General features: G+C 34.0%; 25 protein-coding genes and 1 tRNA gene. 2 read left to right on the top strand and 24 right to left on the bottom strand.

Annotated features, from left to right (window positions below; all coding sequences use genetic code 11):
- Positions 1 to 40: 40 nt before the first annotated feature.
- The 22 genes from AC1RPT_RS00560 to lepB all read right to left on the bottom strand — a co-directional run bounded on the left by AC1RPT_RS00560 (position 41) and on the right by lepB (position 21666).
- A complete protein-coding gene (locus tag AC1RPT_RS00560; protein WP_481761055.1) occupies positions 41 to 706 on the bottom strand; it encodes an ABC transporter ATP-binding protein in 666 nt (221 codons plus the stop codon).
- Positions 707 to 1666 carry an ABC transporter permease gene (locus AC1RPT_RS00555; protein WP_481761056.1) on the bottom strand — a complete coding sequence of 320 codons (960 nt, stop codon included), beginning with the start codon at positions 1664 to 1666 and terminating at the stop codon, positions 707 to 709. It lies immediately after the preceding gene.
- A gap of 225 nt (positions 1667 to 1891) precedes the next feature.
- Positions 1892 to 2839 (bottom strand): hypothetical protein, encoded by a 948-nt coding sequence (locus AC1RPT_RS00550; RefSeq protein WP_481761057.1) that lies wholly within the window; start codon positions 2837 to 2839, stop codon positions 1892 to 1894.
- A 121-nt stretch (positions 2840 to 2960) separates the two neighbouring features.
- Positions 2961 to 3293, bottom strand: coding sequence for an AzlD domain-containing protein (locus tag AC1RPT_RS00545; RefSeq protein ID WP_409021810.1), 333 nt, complete (start codon positions 3291 to 3293; stop codon positions 2961 to 2963).
- A gap of 2 nt (positions 3294 to 3295) precedes the next feature.
- On the bottom strand, positions 3296 to 4075 hold the full coding sequence (locus AC1RPT_RS00540) for an AzlC family ABC transporter permease (protein ID WP_481761058.1): 780 nt from the start codon (positions 4073 to 4075) through the stop codon (positions 3296 to 3298).
- A gap of 96 nt (positions 4076 to 4171) precedes the next feature.
- Positions 4172 to 5557, bottom strand: coding sequence for a TrkH family potassium uptake protein (locus AC1RPT_RS00535; protein ID WP_481761059.1), 1386 nt, complete (start codon positions 5555 to 5557; stop codon positions 4172 to 4174).
- 74 nt (positions 5558 to 5631) lie between these two features.
- Entirely contained in the window at positions 5632 to 5868 is a 237-nt protein-coding gene (locus AC1RPT_RS00530) for a hypothetical protein (protein WP_409021814.1), read from the bottom strand.
- A gap of 174 nt (positions 5869 to 6042) precedes the next feature.
- Positions 6043 to 8901: a YhgE/Pip family protein gene (locus AC1RPT_RS00525; protein ID WP_481761060.1), complete on the bottom strand. Its 2859-nt coding sequence runs from the start codon at positions 8899 to 8901 to the stop codon at positions 6043 to 6045.
- Positions 8902 to 9086: 185 nt separating this feature from the next.
- Complete coding sequence (locus tag AC1RPT_RS00520) at positions 9087 to 10439, bottom strand: serine hydrolase (protein ID WP_481761061.1); 1353 nt, start codon at positions 10437 to 10439, stop codon at positions 9087 to 9089.
- A 53-nt stretch (positions 10440 to 10492) separates the two neighbouring features.
- A complete protein-coding gene (locus tag AC1RPT_RS00515; RefSeq protein WP_481761062.1) occupies positions 10493 to 11656 on the bottom strand; it encodes a sensor histidine kinase in 1164 nt (387 codons plus the stop codon).
- Positions 11657 to 11669: 13 nt separating this feature from the next.
- Positions 11670 to 12356 (bottom strand): response regulator transcription factor, encoded by a 687-nt coding sequence (locus tag AC1RPT_RS00510; RefSeq protein WP_409021818.1) that lies wholly within the window; start codon positions 12354 to 12356, stop codon positions 11670 to 11672.
- Between the two features lie 141 nt (positions 12357 to 12497).
- Positions 12498 to 12701, bottom strand: a complete 204-nt coding sequence (locus AC1RPT_RS00505; protein ID WP_481761063.1) for a hypothetical protein — start codon at positions 12699 to 12701, stop codon at positions 12498 to 12500.
- Between the two features lie 240 nt (positions 12702 to 12941).
- Positions 12942 to 14429 carry an IMP dehydrogenase gene (gene guaB, locus AC1RPT_RS00500; RefSeq protein ID WP_481761064.1) on the bottom strand — a complete coding sequence of 496 codons (1488 nt, stop codon included), beginning with the start codon at positions 14427 to 14429 and terminating at the stop codon, positions 12942 to 12944.
- A 163-nt stretch (positions 14430 to 14592) separates the two neighbouring features.
- Entirely contained in the window at positions 14593 to 15351 is a 759-nt protein-coding gene (locus tag AC1RPT_RS00495) for a DUF1129 family protein (protein ID WP_481761065.1), read from the bottom strand.
- Between the two features lie 29 nt (positions 15352 to 15380).
- Positions 15381 to 16481: a redox-regulated ATPase YchF gene (ychF, locus tag AC1RPT_RS00490; protein ID WP_481761066.1), complete on the bottom strand. Its 1101-nt coding sequence runs from the start codon at positions 16479 to 16481 to the stop codon at positions 15381 to 15383.
- 22 nt (positions 16482 to 16503) lie between these two features.
- Positions 16504 to 16704, bottom strand: coding sequence for a DUF951 domain-containing protein (locus AC1RPT_RS00485; RefSeq protein ID WP_409021822.1), 201 nt, complete (start codon positions 16702 to 16704; stop codon positions 16504 to 16506).
- A gap of 13 nt (positions 16705 to 16717) precedes the next feature.
- On the bottom strand, positions 16718 to 17599 hold the full coding sequence (locus AC1RPT_RS00480) for a ParB/RepB/Spo0J family partition protein (RefSeq protein ID WP_409021823.1): 882 nt from the start codon (positions 17597 to 17599) through the stop codon (positions 16718 to 16720).
- Positions 17589 to 18356, bottom strand: coding sequence for a ParA family protein (locus tag AC1RPT_RS00475; RefSeq protein ID WP_409021824.1), 768 nt, complete (start codon positions 18354 to 18356; stop codon positions 17589 to 17591). Before AC1RPT_RS00475 ends, AC1RPT_RS00480 begins: the two co-directional genes overlap by 11 nt.
- Before the next feature lie 6 nt (positions 18357 to 18362).
- Complete coding sequence (gene noc, locus AC1RPT_RS00470; protein ID WP_481761067.1) at positions 18363 to 19211, bottom strand: nucleoid occlusion protein; 849 nt, start codon at positions 19209 to 19211, stop codon at positions 18363 to 18365.
- 18 nt (positions 19212 to 19229) lie between these two features.
- Positions 19230 to 19964 (bottom strand): 16S rRNA (guanine(527)-N(7))-methyltransferase RsmG, encoded by a 735-nt coding sequence (gene rsmG / locus AC1RPT_RS00465; protein WP_481761068.1) that lies wholly within the window; start codon positions 19962 to 19964, stop codon positions 19230 to 19232.
- A gap of 99 nt (positions 19965 to 20063) precedes the next feature.
- On the bottom strand, positions 20064 to 21014 hold the full coding sequence (gene rihA / locus AC1RPT_RS00460) for a pyrimidine-specific ribonucleoside hydrolase RihA (RefSeq protein ID WP_481761069.1): 951 nt from the start codon (positions 21012 to 21014) through the stop codon (positions 20064 to 20066).
- Between the two features lie 49 nt (positions 21015 to 21063).
- Positions 21064 to 21666 (bottom strand): signal peptidase I, encoded by a 603-nt coding sequence (gene lepB / locus AC1RPT_RS00455; protein ID WP_481761070.1) that lies wholly within the window; start codon positions 21664 to 21666, stop codon positions 21064 to 21066.
- Between the two features lie 477 nt (positions 21667 to 22143).
- Here lepB and AC1RPT_RS00450 point away from each other — a divergent pair, with 477 nt between their 5' ends.
- Both AC1RPT_RS00450 and AC1RPT_RS00445 read left to right on the top strand, forming a co-directional pair.
- Positions 22144 to 23592, top strand: a complete 1449-nt coding sequence (locus AC1RPT_RS00450; RefSeq protein WP_481761071.1) for a C40 family peptidase — start codon at positions 22144 to 22146, stop codon at positions 23590 to 23592.
- 452 nt (positions 23593 to 24044) lie between these two features.
- Positions 24045 to 24117, top strand: a tRNA-Ala gene (locus AC1RPT_RS00445).
- A gap of 80 nt (positions 24118 to 24197) precedes the next feature.
- Here the strand turns inward: AC1RPT_RS00445 and AC1RPT_RS00440 are convergent.
- Both AC1RPT_RS00440 and AC1RPT_RS00435 read right to left on the bottom strand, forming a co-directional pair.
- Positions 24198 to 24518, bottom strand: a complete 321-nt coding sequence (locus tag AC1RPT_RS00440; protein WP_481761072.1) for an ArsR/SmtB family transcription factor — start codon at positions 24516 to 24518, stop codon at positions 24198 to 24200.
- Positions 24519 to 24528: 10 nt separating this feature from the next.
- A complete protein-coding gene (locus AC1RPT_RS00435) occupies positions 24529 to 25128 on the bottom strand; it encodes a cadmium resistance transporter (protein WP_481761073.1) in 600 nt (199 codons plus the stop codon).
- Positions 25129 to 25163: the final 35 nt, after the last annotated feature.

Here is a 25163-nt window from a genome sequence, read left to right as displayed (position 1 = left end):
AGAACCGCAATTGCGGTTCTCTTTTCGTTATCATTAAAAATCATTCTTTTGTGAGCTGTCCATCTCGCATAAAAAATGTTTGGTCTGTATATGCCAAGACATCTTCATCATGTGAAACCATAATAATCGTTTGTCCCGTCTTTTTAGTAATATCGGCTAGCTGGGCTGCAACTTGCTTCGCTCTTTTGCTATCTAAGCTTGCCGTTGGCTCATCAGCAAAGATGAGCTCCGGTTGCCCAAATAATGCTCTAGCGATTGCAACGCGTTGTCTTTGACCACCTGAAAGACTAGCAGGATATTGATTTCTTTGGTCCCATACACCTAAGTCACGTAACATCATTTCGGGATTACGACTTTCTTTTTTAGTTTTCATTTTATTGACTAATTCAAATTGTTCTAAAACGGTTAAAAATGGGACTAAATTAGACCCTTGTAAAATAAACCCAAATTCATTAAATCGTAACCTAGTTCGCTCTTTTTCGCTTAATTGTCCGATCTCTTGATCTTTAAAATAAATTGTTCCATCGGTTAATCCTTGTAATCCACCCATAATGGTCAGCAACGTTGTTTTTCCAGATCCTGATGGACCTGTCAAGCCAATAAACGTCCCTTTCTCAACAACTAAATCAATATTATCAAGAGCCAACTTTTTATTATCACCTTTTCCAAATGTTTTAGAAACATCAGATAATTGCATTAAACTCATTTAGACACCTCCAATTGCATCAAGTGGATCAACACGTAATATTTTAAAAATGGAGAATAGTGATCCTAGAATGATCATCAATAATAAGATAACCGAAAATCCTACGACTAAGAAGACATTATTTAAAAATGGGACGGCAGCTGGTAACGATAGCGCTGTTGCCACATCTGCAATAATACCCAATCCAATTCCTAGTAAACCTAGTAATGACGACTCCCAAATTAAGCTTTTAACCAAAGTCCCACTAGAAACTCCTTGTGCACGTAACACGCCATAAACGGCTGTTTTTTCAATGGTTAAAATATACATAAAGATACCTACGATAAACGCAATAATGACAAATAAGGCGCCAATCATTAACGTAAAGGTCTTCACTTCTGGACCATATCCCGGTATGTTGTTAATCACCTTGTCCATTGTTAATGTCGCTAATTGTTGATCTTTTTTAATTTTAGCTGAATTTTTTAAAACAACTGCATTAATTTTTTCAGTCGGATTGTCCGGGCCATAACGTAACGTTTGATAGTCAGCTAATTGTAAATAGACAACTGGTGCTGTTGTGTATTTATTACCCGTCGTTATCCCCACTACTTTATATTCTTGTTTCGCATTATTAATTTTTATTTTTTGGCCTAATTTAGTGGCATCTAATCCATTATCAACAACTACTTCGTTAACTTTCTGCGGCATTCTGCCTTGAACTAATTTAGGCTTCAAAAATTGATTAAATTGAACTCCAAAAACACTAATATTAGCTTTTGGTTCGTTTTTCCGACTAGCAACGCCCATCATTTGACCTAAATAAGCGTAGTCTGATTTTGACCCTGAAATCTTAGGAAGTGAGTCTTTTTGTATCTCGGAAGATGCCAAATTATTATTCGCATACTGACTGATAACAATGTTATCCGCATCCCAATTATCAATTGAAGACCGATTATTGTTCGCAAGCCCAAAAGCCAATCCCGTTAAAAAAAAATGAGATATGAAACTAAAAAGATGGTGAAAATAATCAGACCATACCGAAGTTTATTATATTTAATCTCTTTAACAGCTAAGTACATGTCATATTCCCCCTTATTTCTACTATATAATAACTTTGCACCAAATTAAAAGTAAACGTTTTCAGTGGAGGTTAAGAAAAAAGCATAATCCTAAAATTTAGAATCACACTCTTAAAATACTAATTTATTTGTAATCTCGCGCTGCAATAGCTTTAACACTTGTTGTTTCTTTAACAGCCTGTTTAATAATTTTTACAACATCTGAATCACTAAATGAGTTAGGGTTAACACCAGCAAATTTAATTGAGTCTCGTGCTGCCTTAATACGTGATGCTGTAATTGCTTTACCGTTACCATCTACTATGTTAGATGAACTTGTTGTATATTCATTCGAACCTGAATACGATGATGCAGCGGCTTGTTCTTCTGACGTCAACGTAGCTGACGAATTGTTTTTTATTTCTGGTATACTATACTCCGACCCATAACCACTACTTTTAGATGATGGTGTTGAACTTTTCGAACTACTTGAAGAACTGCTTGAAGAACTACTTGTTGGGTAGCCAATCGTTGCCAAATTCTTATCATTTTTTTGTTGTAAGTCTGTTGCTTTTTTCTTTAAATCTGAGTAATAATTTTTATCAATACTACTATCTTTTAAGATTTCAGTTAATTTATCGTTTGATGCTGTGTAGCTATATTCTGTATTTAAATTCATTGCTTCATTATATGTTTTTATGAATAGCGCACGTTTTTCAAGAACCGTTGTTAATTCTTTTTTCAAATTTGTTGCTCGTTTTTTAATGACTGCTGATCCATCATGATCCGCTAGCACGATGCTAATTGCATCCTTTGCTTTACTATACTGACGATCTTCAGTTTTGTTAATTACTGCCTTGTAATGTGTCACCTGTGTCTTGTAAGCTTGTGCAGTCGCATCATTTGATTTCTTTTTTAAAGCGACATCAAAATAATTTTCTGCCTCAGTATATTCTGCATCTTGAATCGCAGTTTTACCGTTCTTCATGGCTGTATTATAATTTTTATTTGCTTCTGCATGTTTCGTTAAACCGTAGCCACCAAACATACCTACTATAACAACTGCAACTAATCCCCATACCCATTTTTTCATTTTAACCACACCTCTTATCCCTATATTTATATCGCTGTTATTATATCATGGAACATCCTTCAACCGTTATTCAAAATAAGAATTTAGTCCCTGAGAGAAACTAAATTCTTATTTACTTAATTTATAATATAAGTGACAACAGCATAATAGCGCAAAGTCCAAGTACAACAGATAATCCCATTGATCTCGTACGATATGCGATTGCGAATACAACCACAGCCGCTATTAATTTTGTGACGTTATCTACGCCCACAAATTGAAAACTTGAATCAATAAAAAGGTCTTTAAAAACTAATGCTGAAAATAACGCAACGGGTACATACTTCATCCATTCATTAAACCATTCTGGGATTTCTCGAGATGAAAAAATTCGTAATGGAATAAATCGCGGTAAATATGCAACAATTGCAGATAAAATAATTAATAAAAAATGATCCATTGTTGTCATTTCCATAGTTAACTTTCCTCAGAAACTTTAGACTTTCTACTTATTGTATGTCGACTTGCTTTTGGTTTAATCGTATTTAATAATTTATTTCGTTTACCTTTTCTAACAATTTCATGTTCAATAATAAATCCAACAAAGGAAGCTAGTAAAGTTGCTACAACTAATCCCATCGTACTTTGGAACAATGACATGAAAATAATTGCTAAAATACCTGAAAGAATACTAATAATAATTGTGAGATAATTTTTAAGTTGCATGACTATCATGTAAATAAATAATGAAGTTAATGCAAATTCAACAATGCTTAAATTAATTTTTAACCCAGCACCAATTAAACTACCTGCAATATTACTCATCGTCCAAAATAATAATGAATAATGTTCAACCATCAAGGCATCTTTTGGTTTCCATTCTTTATCTGTTGCAAATTTTAAATAGTTTACTGCGTAATTTTCATCGTTTAGTGATGCCGCAAATATGTATAAAAACTTACGACTAGTTCCTCGAATGTACTGTGACAAACTAGCACCTAATAACGCATACCGTAATTCTAAGAAAAATAGCATAGTAACAATTGAAAGAATTGGCGACTGAATCGTCAACATTGATGCAATTAAAAACTGTGCACCACCTGAAAAGACAAGTATGGAAACTAATCCTGCTAATATCGTATTGAAGCCTGCTGCATGCAACAAAATACCACATGCGAGTCCAATTGGGACGTAACTCAGGCAAAGCGGCATCGCAATTTTAAGAACTGTGAGCCAGCGTTTCTCTGTTTCTTTCACGATAGTCCTCCAATAATATAAAGTTGGTTTAACGATATAAATTATAGCATACATCTGTTTCTTAATACTCATTATTTAGTAACTCTAATCAAAAAGTTATCCAATAATGATCTGTTCTGATGGAAAACGATACTTTTCATCCCGTTCTTTTTTCGAAACAAAGAATATTAACATGTATAACATCCCTACGCGTCCAACAAACATCAAAATAATAATGACCATTTTACCGATAATGCTTAATGAACTGGTAATTCCCGTTGATAATCCCGTCGTTCCAAAAGCAGAAGTTACTTCTACAATCAGCGAAATCAACGAATGATTCTCCGTAATACTTAAAATAAAGACCGCGATTAAACACATAAATATCGATAGGTTAACAACTACTACTGATTTTTGAATATCATTTTCATGAATCCTTCTATTAAAAATATTCACATTCTTATGTCCACGAATAAACGATAACAAATATAATCCTAAAATCCCAATTGTTGTTGTTCGAACACCACCACCAACTGAACTTGGACTAGCACCAATAAACATTAACATAGAAAAAATCAATAAGGTTGTCGTATTAAAATCACTAATTTGATTAATTTGTAGTCCGGCATTACGCGTTGTAATACTATAAAACATAGCTGTCATAACTCTCTCAACGAAATCCTTATGTGCAAAATAACCATTATGTTCAGATAAGAAAATTAATATTGTTCCAATAAAGAAAAATCCAATCGCAAAACTACCTGCTAATTTTGTAAATAATGAAAATCTAAATTTTTTATGTCCTGGTTTGAACCACGTAACCTTGATCCACGCTAAAATTTCAATAATAACGGGAAATCCTAAACCACCTATAAAAATTAAAATCATAATTAAAAATAAAAAGACGTAATCTTTCGAATAAGGGATAATAGATTTCCCAGTAACGTCAAATCCCGCATTTGTTAACGCAGATATTGCAATATAAAAGCCATCAAAAATTGACGCAGCTAGATGTTCAAAGCCATCACGTACATATAAATAAATTGAAAATATCACACCAAAAAAAGCTTGAATCCCTAGCATAATGCCGAAAATTGAATAAACTAAACGAACATTTCCACTTAAATGCGGTTGATTCATATCAGTTTGAATTAGCCTGCGTTGTTGCAACCCAATGCGTCGACCAGCAATTACCATAATAAACGTTGAGAGCATTGTTATACCAAAACCACCTATTTGAAAAAGCATTTCTAGTAAGATGATACCGTTATTGTTATAGACTTGCTCTAACGGAAATGTGGTTAATCCTGTAACACTAACCGTTGAGACTGCCATGAATATTGTATCAATAAATGGCACACTAGCACCAGGTTGTTTGAAGAACGGAAGGCATAATAAAATACTTGTTACTACAATCAATGCTAAATAGTAAAAGACAACAATTTGTACGGGAGAGGCCAACAAACTAGCTTTATCTAGATATTTCTGGATCCACCTATTCATTCTGACTTCCCCCTTTTAGTTTAATTTAAAAAAAGAGATTAGCGCTAAGTACGCACGCTAATCTCTAATCCTGATTATTTAATTAATTCTAATCCTGCATAACTAACAACAATTTTATGTTTTAATTCTTCAGCTGTTTCATTCTTAATAAATTCCTTATCGAATTTAATAATAGCCGAATTTTTTAGTTGTTTTTCAACGACACCAGTAAAGAACTCGTTATTTGTTTCAAAACTAACACGTGTATCAGCTGGAAATGGAATTCCTTTTTCGTTAACTTCAACATTTTTTTCATCAAAATGACTTAACATAATTTGGCCTCCTATTGTTTTAAATATTAATAGTAACAGTATACCGCTTTTTAGTTATTATTACGACCATTAGGACTAAGATTAAGAACCTCAATTTAATTAACCCATTCTAAATATATTCAATCAAAAAAATAGAGCCCGCAAAATTAATTTTGCGTAACTCTATTTAATAATCTATTTTTCTAAATCTTGTAATTTTTGATTATCATCTAATTGTGATTTACCAGCAAGTCCAACTCTTTGAAGAATTTGCATAGCAACCCATAATAGAACTAATGAAACGATAGCGAAGATTGCAAGAACAAATACGCTCATGCCAATTTGTCCACTAACCATTCCAGAAGTTAATGACTCACGGAACCCTAAGGTTGAGTATGTCATTGGTAAGAATGGATGGATGGCATTAAAAAAGCTATTCGTAACTTCCATTGGGAACGTACCACCAGCGCCACCTAATTGTAACATCAAGAGAACCATGGCCACGAATCGACCAGGATTATCAAATGCCATAGCAAGTGCCATAACAAGATACATCGATGTTAACGAGAATACTGTTGCAATTAAGTAAGTTTCAGCAATATGGTCTGCTTGTAATCCAAACATAAGCATCCCTGTAACTTCAACAAGTGCCATACCAAGGGCAACGACAGTTCCAATAGCAACTTTACTCCAGAACCAAGCTGTTGCTGATTGACCTTCAGTTGAAATTTTACGGATTGGGAATGCAAAGTTAAAGACGATTGCCCCAACGTATAATGCAAGTGAAAGAACATATGGTGCTAAAGCATGTCCATAGTTAGGAACATAACTGTAATTCTTATGTTCCAATTCTGAAGGTGCTGCAAACATATTAGCTGTCTTGTTAGTTGCTTTAATTCCATTAACTGTATCTGATCCTGTTTTAAGAGCAGTAGCTAATGTTTTTGACCCTTTTTTAAGTGATTTAGAACCATCACCTAATTTAGCTGAGTTATCATCTAATTTTTGAGTCCCTGCAGCTAATTTATCAACTCCAGCAACAAGTGTTGGTACTTGTTCATTCAAGCTTACTAAACCATTTGATAATGTACCTGAGCCAGTAGCTAATTGACTAACTCCTGATGTCAATGTTGGTACTGATCCATTCAATGTTGATAATCCAGTACTTAATTGACTCGAGCCTGATACTAAGGCACTGTTGTTTCCAATTAATGTTTTAGAACCATTATTAGCACTTAATACACCTGCAGTGTATTTTTGTACACTTGGAATTAAGCCAGGAGTTTTATCTGTACCATTTAACCCAGCCATAATTTGACCTAATCCAGCATTTAGTAAGTCTGTTGCTTGGATAGCACCATAAGGACTTTCCTTTGTGCCAGAACCTGTCTGCGTTAAACCAGTTTTAACAGTATTTAATCCAGCCATTAGTTTATCAATGGCTTTCTTAGCACCTGCTGTTACTTGTGGTTCTTGAGCAGATAACTCGGCAACACCCGCCTTTAATGCTTGTAATTTAGGTAGTAATTCTTGAATAGCTGCTAATTCTTTTTGAATCGATTTTAATTTGTCACCGTTATCAGTCAACGGTGTTGTCATATCAGATAAATCTGTTTTAATTTTTGTTGTATTATTACCTGATGCTGCTAAACTTGTGCCAGCAGTTTGAAGATTACTTCCTAATCCATTAACAGAAGCAGCAATACTTTTTGCTAACGTTGGATTAGATTTCTCTAAAGCTGCAAAATCAGGTGATTTTACAAAGGTAACTAAAGCACCCATATTACTTTGCGCATCCTTAAGTTGTGCAGCAACACTGGATGCGTTAGTTGTACTATAAAGACTATTATTTAATTCACTCAATTGTGAACCAGCATCTGTTGCTTTAGCGGCAACAAGTTTAGTATTAGCTCCAATTTGAGTTAAATCGGCTGTTAATTTTTTAGCATCAATATTAGGCGCATTTGTGCCATTTAATTCAGAATTCAACTTAGAAATTCCTGAATCTAATGCTGTAAATCCAGCCATTAATTTTGCCATTTCAGCTTGTGAATCTGGACTATTTAATTGTGTATCTAAAGTTGCAGCAGACTCCTTCAAGCTTTTAGTTAACGATTGGTTACCCGCTTGAACTGTTGTAATACCACCTCTTAAGGTAATTATTCCATCATTTAATGCTTGAGAATTTGAACTTAATTGACTCAAACCACTATTTAATTCAGTAACTCCATTAGTATAACCTTTTACACCACTTGCTAATGTTGTTGAGCCAGTATCTAGTTTCGATACACCTGAAGCTAATGTACCTGTACTATTATTAAGTTTTGATAATCCAGCACTTAAAGAACCAGCGCCTGTTGCTAATTTTTGAACACCATTTTTTAATGGAACAACACTAGTTGAAAGTGTTTGAACACCATTATTAACAGTTCCTACACCAGTAATGTAGCTATTTAAGCCATCATTCAATGTTACTGTACCATCAGACAATGTTTTAGAACCACTTGCAGCTGTCTTAAAGCCTTTACCGATTGTTTTAACTTGGCCGAAAATAGCTGTTGCATATGCTTTCGTGACTGATTCACGAATTTGGCTATTTAATTGTTTTGCTGCTGTTTCACTGATAACTTCACCAATGTAGTTACGAGATGCATTAGTATCGTACGTGATTTTCATCTTTTTAGGATTTGTATCCATTAAAGTTGCAGCATTTGAAGAGAAGTTTTTAGGCAACGTAATTGTTGTATAGTACTTGTTGTCTTTCATTCCTTGTTTTGCTTGTTTTGCAGAAACGAATGTCCACTTCAATTGGTCATTATTCTTCAACTCTTTTACAAGTTGATCACCAACATCCAATGTCGTTCCATTATATTTAACAGATTCATCGTTATTAACGACTGCTACTGGTAAATCACTTGTTTTGCCATATGGATCCCAAACTGATTTCAAGAAGAAAGCAGCATACAGAATCGGAATAAGCATCATAACAATTGTTGAAACTAGAAGTATTCTATTCTTTCCAACAAATTTAAATTCATTCTTAATCATTTTCATTAAAATTGGTGCCCCCTAAATTAATTATTTCTACTATAAAATTTTATCGATACGTTATAATATACATCAAATGTCCACGAACAACAAATTTTTATTTTCTTTTTAATGTTTTTTTAATCTTACACGACTAAATTGCCCATATAGACAAAAAAATCACCCTAGAAATCAGAGATGATTTTATTGATTTAAAATAAATTTCCAAAGAAGTTAGTAATTGCACGCCACATAATAACAAAAATGTTAGCTTTTTCAATGGCATCTTTATTCGTTCCTGTAACAGAAAGTGATTTTTTGCCATCAACATAAGATAACGCATTATCTTTACCAGTTAATTTAAGCGTTCCAATATCACTATTAGCCTTAATTGGGGCTTCTAATCCTGTTTTCTTAACTAAATCAGTATTTTCTGATACTTTAGCTGAAATAATCGACTTAACTGTTTCGCCTTTTTTCAACCAAACTTTTTGATTAGATTTAAGCATAACTTTAGTTGTTAATTCTTTACCATGAAATACAGGTAAACTATCGGCGTTTTTAAATATTGTACCAGCCTTGATTGTTTCCACGTTGAACATGTCAAATACATATGACATTATTTTTTGTGTATCTGTAAAACGACTTACATCCGTTTCACTCTTGTGTGATGATCCTAAAACGACCGTAATAATTCGATGACCATCTTTTTTTACAGTTCCTGTAAAACATTCACCAGCTTTGTCAGAAGTACCTGTCTTCAATCCATCAACAGGTAATTCTGTATATGCCTTAGCTAAACCAGGTAACATCCAGTTCCAGTTTTCCATTAGTGTTTGGTCAGATGTTCCTTTATCGAAATATTTACGTTTGATACTTGTTGTTTTTAATACTTCTGGGTACTTTTTAAGTAAGTTTTTAGCAACAATTCCCATATCTTTGGCAGTTAATTCATTTTCATCTGATGCGGCTGAACCGGGGTATCGATCAGCTTTACTGATATCGCTATTAGTTAAACCAGAAACGTTATCAATCTTAGCATCTGTAATTCCCCATGACTTAACCTTTGCACGCATTAATGTTACGAAATCTTTTTGCGATCCCGATACTTCATGAGCAAGTGCCATAATAGCCCCATTTGCTGAGTAAATTAAACTAGCATCATACAGTTGTTTAACTGTGTATGATTTCGTTTTACTCAACGGAACGTTTGATAATGATGTATCCTGGCTAATTTTATAAGAATCGTTATCAATCTTAACTTTTTGATCCCAAGTTAATTTACCACTTTTAATTTGATCTAAAATAACATCAATCGAAATTAATTTTGTCATTGATGCAATTGGTAAAACAGCATCAGCATTTTTTTCATAGATTACTTGTCCAGTATCTGCATCAATTGCTAAAGCAGCTTTAGCTGTTAAATTAATAGCGCTTGAACTGGTTGTTGCAGCTGATACAGATTTAACCTCATCTTGAAGTCCCATTGCTGAAACCCCAGTAAATAGTGCTGCCCCTGAAATAAGCCCAATTACGAATTTCTTTGTACGTTTTAAAAATATCATTTTCTCTTTACCCTCTTAACTTCTCTTATTCATTTAAGAATACCCAATAATAGCTATTCTTGCAACTGTTCTTCTTGCTTTCTAGTTAATTTTATATTCTTACCCAATGGTAAATGAATAACAAAACTAGTTAGCTCTTCATTTGAGACAACATATATGTACCCACCGTGGAGCGTGACAATACTTTGAGCAATGGCAAGCCCTAATCCAGTTCCGCCCGTTTTTTGTGAACGAGATTCTTCCACTCGGTAAAACCGATCAAATAATTGATTAAGTGATTGTTCAGGTATTTTAGGGCCATCATTAGTTACTTTTACGATAACTTCCTGACCAATTTTTTCTGCTTCTAAATAAATATGTTTACCGCCTGCCCCATATTTTAAGGCATTTGATATTAAATTATTAAAAACACGGCCTAATTTTTCAGTATCAGCTTCCATCATTAACGGGTTAGGGTTCGTATTGCTACTAATTGTCATTTCTTTATTTTTAGCTTCAAGTTCAAAACTAGCTGCCAATTGTTCTAACATTTGATTCATATCAAAATTAATCGCATTAATTGGCGTCGACGTCTGTCGCACTTTTGTGTATTCAAATAAATCTTCTACTAAAACCTTCATCTGCTTTGATTTCACAAATGCTGTATGTGTGTAAGATAGTAAATCTTCTTGCGAATTATATTGATTATCTTCTATTAAACCTAAGTAACCGATAATTGATGTCAATGGTGTTCGAATATCGTGACTAACATTGGTAATCAGCTCATCCTTTGAATTCTCAATTCGACGTTCTTCTTCCATTGATTCAATCGTACTTTGAACCAAAGCATTAATACTTGAAACGACCCGCGCCATATCACCTTGTAGTTTAAAAGGAATTTGATGATCGTAATGACCGTCCGCAATATAATGCAATTCTGAAATAACATGACGTAACTGCATTTGATGATAACGTCGAATTAGTCGCCAATAGAGCACGACAACGTCCACAATAAGCATGAACGCAACAAAAACATTCCCCCAACTCCAGACATTGAAATCATTCGGCCCAAAAGTTAATGCCGTCTTAATTTGAAAAATACCATTCTCAAGTCCTGGGTTTGAAGCAATCGTCTGATTTAATAGAATAAAAATTGATAAATTCAGTAAAATTAATAGAATAATCGTGATGAATCCTTCCGCGATTAATTCACTTTTTTCTCTACCAGTTAATTTCAAAAATAACCCCTCACTAATGCATTTCTATCTTGTATCCAACGCCCCAGACGGTTTTGATAATATCATCACCGTTTGTTGCTGCTTCAATTTTATCACGTAAATGGCTCACATGGACCATTACTGTTTTGGCAGAAATAATTGATTCTTGTTGCCAAACTTGTTCAAAAATATCATCCGCAGAGTACACATGATTTGGATGTGAGGCTAATAAATATAAAATACCGAATTCTAAAGCAGTTAATTGAATATCACTACCTTCAACTGTTTGAACTTCATGAGAATCTTTTTTAATAATTAGCGGTCCTATTTCAAGTGCAACATCAGGTGCCGGATTCGAGTTTTGGCTACGACGGAGTAATGATTTAACACGTGCCATAATTTCTAATGGGTTAAATGGCTTAACAACATAATCATCAGCACCTGTAATCAGTCCACGAATTTTGTCCATATCTTCTGTTTTAGCAGAAACCATTAATATTGGAATTTCTGAAGTTTTACGAACCTCTTTAATGACATCCATTCCGTTCATTTTAGGCATCATAACGTCGAGAATCATTACACCGATTTCTGGCATTTCTTCTAATTTTTCAATCGCTTCAAGTCCATTTTGAGCAGTAATTGCTTCGTAACCTTCATTTTTTAAATAAATAGAGATTAAATCAACGATTTCTTTTTCATCATCTACAACTAAAATTTTCATTGGATATCTCCTGACTTTTCTTTACTTATAGTATATTGTATCAAATATCACACACGATAACTTTAAAGAATTGGTTAAATCTACTTAATCTAAGTAGTACAAAAAAAGCTTTCGTAAAAAACGAAAGCTTTCCATTTTTTATTATCCACGTTCTAATAAGTAGTTAAATAAACCGCCCATTGTTTTATCTGATAACTCAATCTCTTTACCAGATTCCGTTACTTTAGTAATTTTATAATAATCTTCAAACTCAGGTACTTCCAATTGCATCATCGCAACAAAAGCTGCTGCCGTTTTATAAGTTGCTTGTAGCTGTTCCCCATGAACGTAATCAATAATTAACATATTCGTAACCCCCTATAATATTTATACTCGTAGTGTAGTCTATAAATTTAAATACTTCCACAATTGATACTTATTTTTAAGTAAATTAATATTTCTAACTAATGTCGTATTCCTTTTACTGTATACAATGATTTTGCATCAAATCATGATTAATCATTAGAGTCTTATTTATAATTTAAAACTCTCCATTAAAAAAGACGTAACTTCTTTCATCTGAAAGAAATCACGCCTTTTTAATTATTATTTAACTGAGTAATTAGGTGCTTCTTTGGTAATTTGAACATCATGTGGATGTGATTCAATTAAACCAGCACCTGAAATTTGAACAAATTGTGCGTCATCTTGTAATGCCTTCAATGTTCCAGCACCAACGTAACCCATACCTGAATGTAAGCCTCCAACCATTTGGAAAACAATATCAGCTAAACTACCCTTGTATGATACACGACCTTCAATACCTTCTGGCACTAACTTATTAGCTTCATTTACGCCACTTTGGAAGTAACGATCAGAAGAACCATTTGATTGTTCCATAGCTGCTAAACTTCCCATACCTCGGTAAACTTTGAAACGACGACCTTCATAAATTTCAAATTCACCAGGAGCTTCATCAGTTCCAGCTAACATACTACCTAACATCACAGCGTTACCACCGGCAGCAAGGGCTTTAACGATATCACCAGAGTATTTAATACCCCCATCAGCGATGATTGTTTTACCATATTCACGAGCTACTTCAGCAGCGTCATAAATAGCTGTTAATTGCGGAACACCAACACCAGCAACAATCCGTGTTGTACAGATTGATCCAGGTCCTATTCCAACTTTAACAACATCAACGCCAGCATCATAAAGGGCACGAGTTGCTTCGCCAGTTGCGACATTACCTGCGATTAAAGTTGCTTCTGGGAATTGTGCTCTGATTTCAGTAATTTTACGGATAACACCGGCTGAATGACCATGAGCAGTATCGATAACTAAAGCATCAACACCAGCATCTAGTAAAGCTGTAGCACGTTCAAATGTATCACTTGTAACACCAACAGCGGCAGCAGCAAGTAAGCGGCCATGTTCATCTTTAGCTGCGTTAGGAAATTCAACAACTTTTTCGATATCTTTAATTGTTATTAAACCAGTTAAACGACCATTTTTATCAATGATTGGTAATTTTTCAATTTTATTTTTTTGGAGTATTTTTTCAGCTTCTTTAAGCGAAGTACCTTCCGCAGCTGTTACTAATCCTTCTTTAGTCATAACACTATCAATTAGGACTGACATATCAGAAACAAAACGTAGATCACGATTCGTAATGATACCAATCAATAAGCGATTTTCTAATGTTTCAACGATTGGAACACCACTAATACGGTAACGTTTCATCAATTGTTCAGCATCTGCAACAGAATGTTGCGGTGTTAAATAGAAAGGATCAATAATAACGCCACTTTCAGAACGTTTTACTTTTCTGACTTCTTCAGCTTGTTGTTCGATACTCATATTTTTATGAATAACACCTAAGCCACCTTGGCGAGCCATAGCAATCGCCATTTTAGAATCTGTAACAGTATCCATGCTAGCACTTAAAATTGGGACATTTAATTTGATATTCTTAGCTAATTGTACACTGATATCAACCTCGTTCGGTAATACATGACTTTCTGCAGGTATTAACAACACGTCATCAAAAGTAAATCCTTTTTTAACGAACTTCGTTTCCCAATTTGACATTTTAAAACCAGCTTTCTACTTTTATTTTGTTTACTAACATACCAGATAAACTCAACATTGGTCAAGGTTATCGTCCGATTCTTATTAACCTATAATCGTTTTTAACTGTAACAAAAAAGAGTTCAAAAATTTTACCTGAACTCTTTTCAAGATATCAATCAATTTAAAACATTGTTCGGTTGATATTATAGCGACGTTTAACGTAAATTCTAACTGCAAATGCGATTAATGCAATTACAAGATAAACAGGGGCTGGCAACAATGCATTAAGTGGTCCTGGAATCAATGCCACTAACATGTAGGCAAGAATCCATACTGCAAGAAAGGCTACAAATACTAGTAATGTAACCCAGAAAGCTGGTTTGTCTTCTTTTTTGACGTTTGGGCCATATTTTTTGTAGAAGAGCGCTGCTCCAATACCACCCAAAATTGATGTGATTAGTAGTGTTAATAATCCACCAGCACCAGAAGCTTCTGCTTGCGTACTTGTTTTACTCATTAATCCCATAACACCGTACATACCAGCAAAAATTAATAACATCATCAACCCATTATCTAAAGCTGTTAACCAAAAACTACTTGTTGGTTCTGCAGCTTTTTTCTGTGGGCCCATAATGATATCAGTTGCTTTTGTACTAACAGGACCATATAGTTTAGTTGCTGTTACACCTTTATGCTGTTCGGTGCGAAGTTCTGCAACAATTTCACCAATGACCGTATTTCGTTTTTCATCATTAATTTTTGAATCTTTCAAAATACTATTTAAACGGTAAACATAATCTTCATTACGCTTCGTTAATCCCGCAAAGGGTCCTTTATCCTGTAACTTCGTTTCTTTTTCTAAATGTTCTTTTTGTTTTGCTGCAGCTGTCGCATTTCTCTCTTCAACTGATGTTTCTTCGACTTTGTTTTCTTCTGACATGACTAACAACCCCTACTGACTTATTTTATTTAGACGTTAAATCTGAACTCAATAATATCGCCATCTTGTACGACATATTCTTTACCTTCGGAACGTAAACGACCAGCTTCACGAACTGCTGCGACGCTTCCATTTTTATCTAAATCAGCAAATGACATTGTTTCAGCACGGATAAATCCACGTTCAAAATCTGAATGGATAATTCCGGCAACTTGAGGTGCTTTCATCCCTTGTTTAAAGGTCCATGCTCGTGTTTCGGCACCACCAGCAGTAAAGAAAGTTGCTAAACCTAGTAATTTATAAGATGCCCTGATTAAGCGATCAAGTCCTGATTCTTCAACACCAGCAGCTTCAAGGAAATCAAGTTTATCTTCATCATCTAGTTCAGCAATTTCTTCTTCTGTTTTAGCAGAAACGGCTAAACATTCTGAACCTTCTTCTTTTGCAAAGGCTTCAATTAATTTTACATACTTATTAGCATCTGGGTCAGCCATGTCATCTTCAGCAATATTAGCGACATAAAGAACTGGTTTGTTCGTTAATAAAAACATACCTTTAACATATTTTTCTTCTTCTTCATCAAATTCAATTGAGCGAACGGCATGTCCAGCTTCAAGAACTGGTTTGATTTTTTGTAAAATACTGAATTCAGCCAACGCATCTTTATCTTTTGTTCTAGCCACTTTTTCAACTTTAGCATAACGTTTTGTCACACTATCTAAATCTGCAAAAACAAGTTCTAAGTTGATTGTTTCAATATCGTCCATTGGATCCACTTTATCAGAAACATGTGTGATATTATCATCGTCAAATGCACGAACAACGTGCACAATAGCATCAACTTGACGAATATTTTCTAAAAATTTATTACCAAGTCCTTCACCTTTACTTGCGCCTTTAACAATACCGGCAATATCCGTAAATTCAAAAGTTGTATGAATAATTTTTTTAGCAGGGACTACTTCATCGATACGTGCTAATCGTTTATCTGGAACTTCAACCATCCCAACGTTTGGATCGATTGTCGCAAATGGGTAATTAGCCATTTCCGCGCCTGCTTTTGTAATTGCGTTAAATAAAGTTGATTTACCTACGTTTGGTAATCCTACGATTCCTGCCGTTAATGCCATAATTAGACGTCACTCTTTTCATTTATTTTGTATTATCTTCTGTTGTTGCTTTTTCTAACATTTTTTTCATCTTTTTTTCAAATTCTCGTCTAGGTAATAGAATAAGGTGCCCGCATCCTAAACACTTAATGCGAATATCCATTCCCATTCGCACGATTTCCCAGCGGTTAGTCCCACAAGGATGTGGTTTTTTCATTTCAACAATATCATGTAAGTCATACATACTGACTAACCTCCTAGTCTAGTGAAATATCAAGTAAGTCCAAAATACGGTTCAAATCATCCGTTGATAAGTAGTCAATTTCTATCTTACCTTTATGATTTTTTTTGCTCTGTTGGATAGAAACTTGTGTTCCAAATTTTTCTTTTAACAAGTTCTCACTTTGTTGAACATAAATTGATTTTTCAACTTCGTTCACTTTTTTAGTATTCTTTTTAATTTCGCCGTTCATTTGGGCAATTACTTTTTCCAACTCACGAACAGTTAGATTTTCTTTAACTGTTCTTTTAGCTAATGCCCCAATTTTTTGTTTATCTTTAAGTGACAGCAATGTTCTTGCTTGACCCATCGATAACTGATCAACTTGGAGTAATTCTTTAACTGAGTTGGGCAATCCTAATAAACGCAAATAATTAGCAATATAAGGACGACTTTTGCCTAATCGCTCTGAAACTTGTGACTGCGTTAAGTTTAATTTTTCCATCAACATGTTATAAGCTTCTGCCTCTTCTAAAGGAGACAATTCTTCACGTTGTAAATTTTCCAAAATAGCAACTTCCATCATTGCTTCTTCTGTCATCGTTCTAATAATTGCAGGGACATCTGTTAGTCCTGCTAATTTAGACGCACGGAAACGACGTTCTCCTGCAATGATTTCATAACCCTTAATGACTGATTCTCTTACAATAATTGGTTGGAAGACACCTGATTTTTTGATAGACGCAGCTAATTCTTTTAGGGCATCTTCATCAAATGTTTTACGAGGTTGGTAAGGATTAGGGCGAATTTCAGCTAAGTTTAAACGAACAACAGATTCTTTTGTATCATCATATTGATCAAGTTCATCCTGAAATAACGCGTTAATCCCTTTTCCAAGACCTTTTTTATTATTTACCATGCGCTTTTAACACTTCCTTTGCCAATTCCATATAGACTTGAGCACCCTTCGACTTAGGATCGTAATCAATAATTGCCATCCCATGGCTAGGTGCTTCAGACAAGCGGACATTTCGCGGAATAATTGTCTTGTAGACTTTTTCTGCAAAATATTTTTGCACCTCAGACACAACTTCTGCGCCTAAATTTGTACGTGCATCATACATTGTCATTAAAACGCCTTCAATGGCTAAATCTGGATTAAAATGCTTTTGAACTAAACGAATTGTGTTAAGCAATTGGCTTAAACCTTCCAAAGCATAGTATTCACTTTGAACAGGAATTAAAATTGATTTACTAGCTGTAAAGGCATTAATTGTAATCAATCCAAGTGATGGCGGGCAATCTATTAAAATATAATCATACTGATCTTCAATTGTTTTAACGGCATCCAATAATCTTGTTTCACGAGCCATTTGCGGTGTTAATTCAATCTCAGCACCAGCCAATTGAATGGTTGCCGGAACGATATCTAATCCTTTATGACTAGTAGCTAGAATTGTCTCCTTAATTGGAAATTCATTAACTAAAACATCATAAATATCTTTTTTTATTGTTGATTTTTCAATACCAACACCACTTGTTGAATTTCCTTGAGCATCCGTATCTATTAATAAAACACGCTTGCCTAGCTCGGCTAAACAAGCGCCTAAATTCACACTCGTTGTTGTTTTACCAACGCCACCTTTTTGGTTTGCTAATGAAATAACAATTCCCATGTTTGATTAACCCTCCTTTTTTGATTCAATCACATCAATAATAACGCGATACCCTGAATCAGTTTTTTCTTGTTTTGATTTAATCGTTACACCGTTATTTTCTATAACTTGAACCGCTTGTTTTAGGGTATTAATCACTAATCTTTTATCAGGATTACCTTTTTTCGTGTTTTTCTTTTCAGACACTTTTGATTCTGGTTTAATTTTATTAGCTGAAATTAACTTTTCGGTTTCTTTCACTGTTAATTTCTCTTTTAAAATACGTTTTAATAATTTTTTTTGATTGCTAGCTGATAAACTAACCATTGCTCTTCCGTGACGTTCGGATATCTGTTGCGCCATAATGGACGTTTGTACGTCATGTTCTAATTTTAATAAACGCAATTTATTAGCAACAAATGCTTGGCTTTTACCCATATCTTCAGCTAATTTTGACTGTGATAAGTGGTTTAAACTCATTAGTTTACTGTAGGCCTCTGCTTCTTCAATTGCTGTTAGTTCCTCACGTTGTAAATTTTCAATTAGTGCCATCGAAGCCGCTTGGTCGTCGTCCATTTTCTGAACAATTGCCGGAATTTTTTTCCATCCTAATGAAGATGCTGCCCGAAAACGACGTTCCCCAGCAATAATCTCATATTTTCCAGTCTCATACTCTCGCAAAATAATAGGCTGCAATAACCCGTGTTCTTTAAGGGTTTGTGCTAATTCATCAATTTTTTGATCATCAAAGACACGACGAGGTTGGAAGCGATTGGGTACAATAGTCGTAACAGAAATGTCACTAACCTTCGTTTGATTCGTTTCATCTTCTTGTTCTTGTTGATTTTTACGATTTCCTAAAAATGAAAATGCCATTTTCCGACGACCTCCTGACTATATCTTATTTACAAGTGGGGTACGTCCAGGTACACCCGCTTTTCTAGGGTATTTTTTAGGACTTAATTTGACTTTATCAACGACTAATAGATGACGTTCGTCATCTGAAATTGGTAAAGTAAATTCATGATTAGCCACAACTTGACCACCTAAAAGCTTGATAGCATATTCGGCATCGACTAATTCTTCGTCCATTTTTTGAGCTTTGAGAGCGATAAATTGACCATTTAATTTAACTAAAGGTAAGCACAATTCAGATAGTACGCTCAATCTTGCAACAGCACGAGCTGTCACGATATCATATTGTTCTCTATATAAACTTTTTTTACCTGCAAATTCTTCAGCACGATTATGAAAAAAAGCAACCCCTGTAATATCTAATTTGTCCGCCAATTCATTTAAAAAGTTGATACGTTTATTCAACGAATCAACAATAGTCACCGTTAATTGCGGAAAAGCAATCTTCAGTGGAATTGAAGGGAAGCCGGCACCTGCGCCGACGTCACAAATAGATAAGGGCTCGCTTTGTATTTCTTTTGAATAAAAAGCAGGCGTTAAAGAATCATAAAAATGTTTCAAATAAACGTCTGATTTTTCTGTAATAGCAGTCAGATTAAGGTTTTCATTTGTCATTACTAAAAATTCATAGTATGTTTCAAATTGTGCCATTTGTCTGTCTGTTAAATTAATGTCTTTTTCAGCTAATGCTTGACGAAATTCTTCTGGATTCATATGACTGGCCCTCCGTTATTTGTGAAACAAAACGATGTTTCACGTCCTGTTTAACTTTAACGTATTTAGGCCAGAAATACAAGCCAACTGTAAGATTCTCTATCCTACTAATTTATCAAATTTTTTAAGTTTTGAAATTAATAATTCGACAAATTTTGCACGGTCAATTGATAGTAAGACTTCTGTATTTTTTTCTAATCCCAATAAATCAAATTTATCAACGATTGTCTCACCTTTAGTAAGATCACCATTCACCTCAACATCAACATGGTACTTTTCACTTGTGAATAATTCAGGATGTAACATCCAAGCAATTGTACAAGGGTCATGTAATGGAATACCGTCGAATCCCCATTTTTCTTGACCATAGTAAATACCATAAAATTTCAATAACCCGTAGGCTGATTGCGCTACTTTATTATTAATCTTACCAATTTCTTCAATTTCAGAATCTAAAATTTGTGCTTGATGAGTTAAGTTTAATCCAGCCATAACCATTGGAATAGAGTCATTTAAAACCATTTTTGCTGACTCTGGGTCCACGGCAATATTAAATTCTGAACCAGGTTTAACATTTCCAACATCCGTTGAGCCACCCATAAAGACAATTTTTTCAATTTTATTTTTTAATTCAGGATAGACAGCTAAAAATAGTGCCATATTCGTCATTGGGCCCGTGACAACCATTGTAACTTTTTCAGCACTTTTAGATAATGTTTCTGCAATTAACTCAATTGCTGTTAAATTAGTTGCTGGAATTTCAGATTTAGGTAACTCTGTTCCATCAACACCAGTATCTCCATGAACGGCATCGGCAATCATTAATTCTTGTAGTAAAGGTTTTTTATTTCCACTAGCAACTGGAACATCTGTCCGTTCCATCAATGTTAGTAGTCGACAAGCGTTATCAAATGTTTTATCAGGTGTTTGATTTCCAGCGGATGTTGTCACCGCACGTAAATCAAATTCTGGTGAAGCAATAATCATCATTAACGCTAATGCGTCATCATGTCCTGGATCACAATCTAAAATAATTGGTGTTTTTGTCATAATAAAATCTCCTCTTCAATCGAATTATTTTTCTGCATTTTTAATGCAATTAATAAATATATTTATGATCAGCCTTATTAAAATTCCAGAATGGTACTTTTACAACACCTTGAATTTTCGACTTATCAACGAACCCCCAGTAACGACTATCATTAGATACTGAACGATGATCTCCTAGAACAAAATATTTATCTGAAGGTACTCTGATAGCTGAAGTATCTTTAGCCCATTGATTATCTACAGCCAATGACTTGAATGTCCAGTTTTTAGCATTTATGTTCTGAACCCTTGTCCCTACTGTTTTTTGATAAGTTGAAATATAAGGTTCTTCAATTTCTTTACCATTAACATAGACATGATCATTTTTAAATTCTACTGTATCACCAGGCATTCCAATAACACGTTTAACATACTCTTGACCCTCAGTTGCATCAGGATCTACGCCGTATGCATCAAAAACAACAGTACTAAAGCGCTTAATATCAATAACTTTAACAACAGCAACATGCTCATTATTAACTAAGTTAGGTTGCATCGATGGCCCATCAACACGTACCATTGTGACAACAAATGTTTTTAAAAGCATCGCGATTATTAAACCGATTGCAATCGGTATAATCCAACTCATTATTTCTTTAACTATTCTTTTCATATTTCCACCTAATCATTATATTTTTTATCCCCTTATTTAGTTAATTATACGCCAACTATTTAAGGACTTTCAATATCCAATAATTCAAATGATACCAGACAATGAAATCCCTTTCTATTAAAACTTAAAATTTCATTTGCAACCATGTAAAACGACTGGTATAGTTTTAATTAGTTCTAGTAGTATAGAAACATAAGGTTTCTGTAATATCTTTGTAACATCGGGGGGCAATATATTTTAATTTAAAATATATTGAAAGTGTTCTAAACCATTATTGCACATGGGATTTACTAAATTAAATAAATTATAAGTTAAATACATAAATCATCATTATCATTGATATATAAACATTACTTAGTATATATTACAAAATCATGCTAAGTTGTAATAGTTTTTGTATTTGATTGCAACACTAACCGGTTACAATAGTTACTGTAGTATAAATCCAATAAAATAAGAAAGTAGATGTGACTCAACTTGAATAACACACTTAAATCATTATTACTCGGTACAGTTGGTACCGCTGGCCTCCTTCTTGCATCTAACGCAACTGCTGATGCAGCAACAGTTAAAGTTCAAACAAACGATACTGTTTGGGCTTTTTCTCAGAAGTATGGCGTTTCAATCAAAACAATCGAAACTTTAAACAATATTGACGCAAATTCTCATATTATTGTAAGTGGTCAATCATTAAATATTCCTGAAAAGGATAGCAACGCTAAAGCAAGCTCAACACAAAAAAGTACTTCAGCTAAAACAAGTACTATCGTTACTACTAATACTTCAGTAAATAAAACATCCGTTACTGTTAAAAATGGTGATTCATTATGGTCAATCGCTAAAGAAAATGGCATTTCAATCTCAGCACTTCGTTCGGCTAATGGATTTGCTGATAACTCAGCACTTATCTTACCCGGTCAAAATTTAACATTAACTGGTTCAAAAGCGGTAGCTGCAAGTACTACTGTTACTCCCGCTAAAGTAACACCAGCTAAAACTGTTAAAGTAGAAACAAGTACTGCTAAACCAGTTGCTACAACTCCTAAAGCAGAAGTAAGTGCTGCTAAATCAGTTACTGCAACTCCTAAAGTAGAAACAGCTACACCTAAAGCAGCATCTACTACAAATAATAAGACTGTTACTGTTAAAAACGGCGATTCATTATGGTCAATCGCTCAATCAAACGGTATTACTATCTCAGCACTATGTGATGCTAATGGTTTATCTTCTAATTCAATGATTAACCCTGGCCAAACATTAAACTTAACAGGTTCAATGGCTAAAGTAGCTTCTACAACTGCTGAAAAAGTTGTTACACCTGCAAAAGCTACAACAACACCTAAAGCTGCTGTAACTTCTAATGCTACTTCAACACCTAAGGCTGCTACAAGTTCTAATACTGCTTCAACAGCTAACACTGCTGTTGCAAGTTCTAATACTACTTCAACAACTAATACTGCTGCTGCAAGTTCTAATACTACTTCAACAACTAATACTGCTGCTGCAAGTTCTAATACTACTTCAACAGCTAATACTGCTGCTGCAAGCTCTACAACACAAACAGCAAGCTACTCAGCAAGCAAAGTTATCTCTGTTGCTAAAGCATACATAGGTACTCCTTATGTTTGGGGTGGATCAACTCCTTCTGGTTTTGATTGTTCAGGATTCACACAATATGTATTCGCAAAAGTTGGTATTAACTTAAACCGTAATACTATTGGACAAGAATCAAATGTTTCTAAGAAATCAACTGCTGCTGCTCAACCTGGAGATTTATTATTCTGGGGAGCTCAAGGTTCTACATACCATGTTGGTATTTACTTAGGTGGTGGCCAATATATCGCTGCTCCAGAACCTGGTCAAAATGTTAAAATTGGTGCATTAGCATATTACCCTGCTTCATTTGCTGGTACTGTTAATAAATAATATTATGAAGGTCCCACTCACTAAGTGAGTGGGACCTTTTTTTATGGATTTTAATATATAAAGTATTCTGGTTCGGAATCTATAAAAGTTGCTAAGATTGGAAATAAGTCCGTTAGAAATCTGAATTTTATTATTTGTTCCTTCTAAAAGAGTATTAATCGAATAATTATTAATGTTTGGAAATATCTTCACATCACGCCATCATAAGATTATGTCTGCTATTTAAAAACAAAAATCTTATACTCTTCGGCTTATTCATCATTAATCAAAAACTGGTATTTAATGCTTTTTACCCTACTATTAACAAGTGATATTTGAAACCTTTTATCTTTAAAAATCGTTACTCATTTTAAAATGTTTCATGTGAAACATTTTAAAATGGCATAAATACATAGAAGCAAAACTAACTTTTTCTTTTAATTTTGGCTATTTGGTGTATTATAAAGCTATTCGGGCCCTTAGCTCAGTTGGGAGAGCGTCTGCTCCGCAAGTAGAAGGTCGACGGTTCAAATCCGTTAGGGTCCATAGTAACCACTACAGATTTTAAAAATCAAAAAAGAGATTAACTTCAATTTGAAGTTAATCTCTTTTTCTTACGTTTCTATTTAATAAGGTTTTCCATTTGCAACGTGTTTTGCATGTTGCAACAGCGCTGTCATAGTTTCAATAATATGCGGATCGTCAATTTGATAGTACATTAACTTTCCTTCTCGTCTCTGACTAATTATTTGATGCGTTTTTAATAAACTTAATTGATGAGATAAGTTTGTTTGTTCAACATTAAGTATCTTTGATAATTCAGTTACATTATATTCATGTTGTTCCAATAAATAGATTAATTGTAATCTTATTCGATTATTCAATAGCTTAGTTATCATAATTGATTCATCAAGTTCACTTTTTGGAATTTCATTGTACGGTTGCATTATTTTCCTCCTACATAAAGTGCTGAATAGTACCACTTTCTAATAATATATATAGACCTAAGAAAACATAAACAATTAGAGTGATTAAATTACCAAAATTTTGAAAAAATTCTTGGATTTTAGGTAAATTAGTAATCATTTTACTCAACCATGTAATGATACATAAGAATATAAAAAATAGCATCAGTACAATAGGTACATCCCTAATAGATAATGTCGTGAAAAATGGGACGTAGATAGCAAGATTATCTGGTCCACAAGTTGCAATAGTAATCATAATTACATTTAAAATTATGCCTTGACCCGGTTTTCCTAATTTCTCCCGGACCTCATTACCCTCATCTTCATCACTAAAATACATTTTTATACCCATTATAATCGGAATAAGTCCCAAAAATCCTAAGATCCATTCTTCAGGAATCAGTTTTAACCAAAAGGCAGCAATCAAACTAACTGCTATAAGCGTCCCACTACCAAGTAGCTCTCCTATAAATATTAATTTTTCTTCATGTTTATTTTTATACTTAGCAAAAATAATAATTAGAATTAAAAGATAATCGATATTTGTTGAAATGAATGCGAGTACAGTTGAACCTAATAGTGTGACCATTATAGCATCTCCTCTATATGATATATTATTCATAT

This window comes from Dellaglioa sp. CoH-56-MRSF-11, from assembly GCF_056782135.1.
Note: the sequence above shows the minus strand (reverse complement) of the source record. Positions and strands in the feature narration are given on the sequence as shown.

What these genes read in the sequence shown, in the direction of transcription:
- AC1RPT_RS00560 (WP_481761055.1), bottom strand. Translation starts at nt 706, where the DNA reads ATGAGTTTAATGCAATTATCTGATGTTTCTAAAACATTTGGAAAAGGT.
- AC1RPT_RS00550 (WP_481761057.1), bottom strand. Translation starts at nt 2,839, where the DNA reads ATGAAAAAATGGGTATGGGGATTAGTTGCAGTTGTTATAGTAGGTATG.
- AC1RPT_RS00545 (WP_409021810.1), bottom strand. Translation starts at nt 3,293, where the DNA reads ATGGAAATGACAACAATGGATCATTTTTTATTAATTATTTTATCTGCA.
- AC1RPT_RS00535 (WP_481761059.1), bottom strand. Translation starts at nt 5,557, where the DNA reads ATGAATAGGTGGATCCAGAAATATCTAGATAAAGCTAGTTTGTTGGCC.
- AC1RPT_RS00530 (WP_409021814.1), bottom strand. Translation starts at nt 5,868, where the DNA reads ATGTTAAGTCATTTTGATGAAAAAAATGTTGAAGTTAACGAAAAAGGA.
- AC1RPT_RS00525 (WP_481761060.1), bottom strand. Translation starts at nt 8,901, where the DNA reads ATGAAAATGATTAAGAATGAATTTAAATTTGTTGGAAAGAATAGAATA.
- AC1RPT_RS00520 (WP_481761061.1), bottom strand. Translation starts at nt 10,439, where the DNA reads ATGATATTTTTAAAACGTACAAAGAAATTCGTAATTGGGCTTATTTCA.
- AC1RPT_RS00510 (WP_409021818.1), bottom strand. Translation starts at nt 12,356, where the DNA reads ATGAAAATTTTAGTTGTAGATGATGAAAAAGAAATCGTTGATTTAATC.
- AC1RPT_RS00505 (WP_481761063.1), bottom strand. Translation starts at nt 12,701, where the DNA reads ATGTTAATTATTGATTACGTTCATGGGGAACAGCTACAAGCAACTTAT.
- guaB (WP_481761064.1), bottom strand. Translation starts at nt 14,429, where the DNA reads ATGTCAAATTGGGAAACGAAGTTCGTTAAAAAAGGATTTACTTTTGAT.
- AC1RPT_RS00495 (WP_481761065.1), bottom strand. Translation starts at nt 15,351, where the DNA reads ATGTCAGAAGAAAACAAAGTCGAAGAAACATCAGTTGAAGAGAGAAAT.
- ychF (WP_481761066.1), bottom strand. Translation starts at nt 16,481, where the DNA reads ATGGCATTAACGGCAGGAATCGTAGGATTACCAAACGTAGGTAAATCA.
- AC1RPT_RS00485 (WP_409021822.1), bottom strand. Translation starts at nt 16,704, where the DNA reads ATGTATGACTTACATGATATTGTTGAAATGAAAAAACCACATCCTTGT.
- AC1RPT_RS00480 (WP_409021823.1), bottom strand. Translation starts at nt 17,599, where the DNA reads ATGGTAAATAATAAAAAAGGTCTTGGAAAAGGGATTAACGCGTTATTT.
- AC1RPT_RS00475 (WP_409021824.1), bottom strand. Translation starts at nt 18,356, where the DNA reads ATGGGAATTGTTATTTCATTAGCAAACCAAAAAGGTGGCGTTGGTAAA.
- noc (WP_481761067.1), bottom strand. Translation starts at nt 19,211, where the DNA reads ATGGCATTTTCATTTTTAGGAAATCGTAAAAATCAACAAGAACAAGAA.
- rsmG (WP_481761068.1), bottom strand. Translation starts at nt 19,964, where the DNA reads ATGAATCCAGAAGAATTTCGTCAAGCATTAGCTGAAAAAGACATTAAT.
- rihA (WP_481761069.1), bottom strand. Translation starts at nt 21,014, where the DNA reads ATGACAAAAACACCAATTATTTTAGATTGTGATCCAGGACATGATGAC.
- lepB (WP_481761070.1), bottom strand. Translation starts at nt 21,666, where the DNA reads ATGAAAAGAATAGTTAAAGAAATAATGAGTTGGATTATACCGATTGCA.
- AC1RPT_RS00440 (WP_481761072.1), bottom strand. Translation starts at nt 24,518, where the DNA reads ATGCAACCGTACAATGAAATTCCAAAAAGTGAACTTGATGAATCAATT.
- AC1RPT_RS00435 (WP_481761073.1), bottom strand. Translation starts at nt 25,128, where the DNA reads ATGGTCACACTATTAGGTTCAACTGTACTCGCATTCATTTCAACAAAT.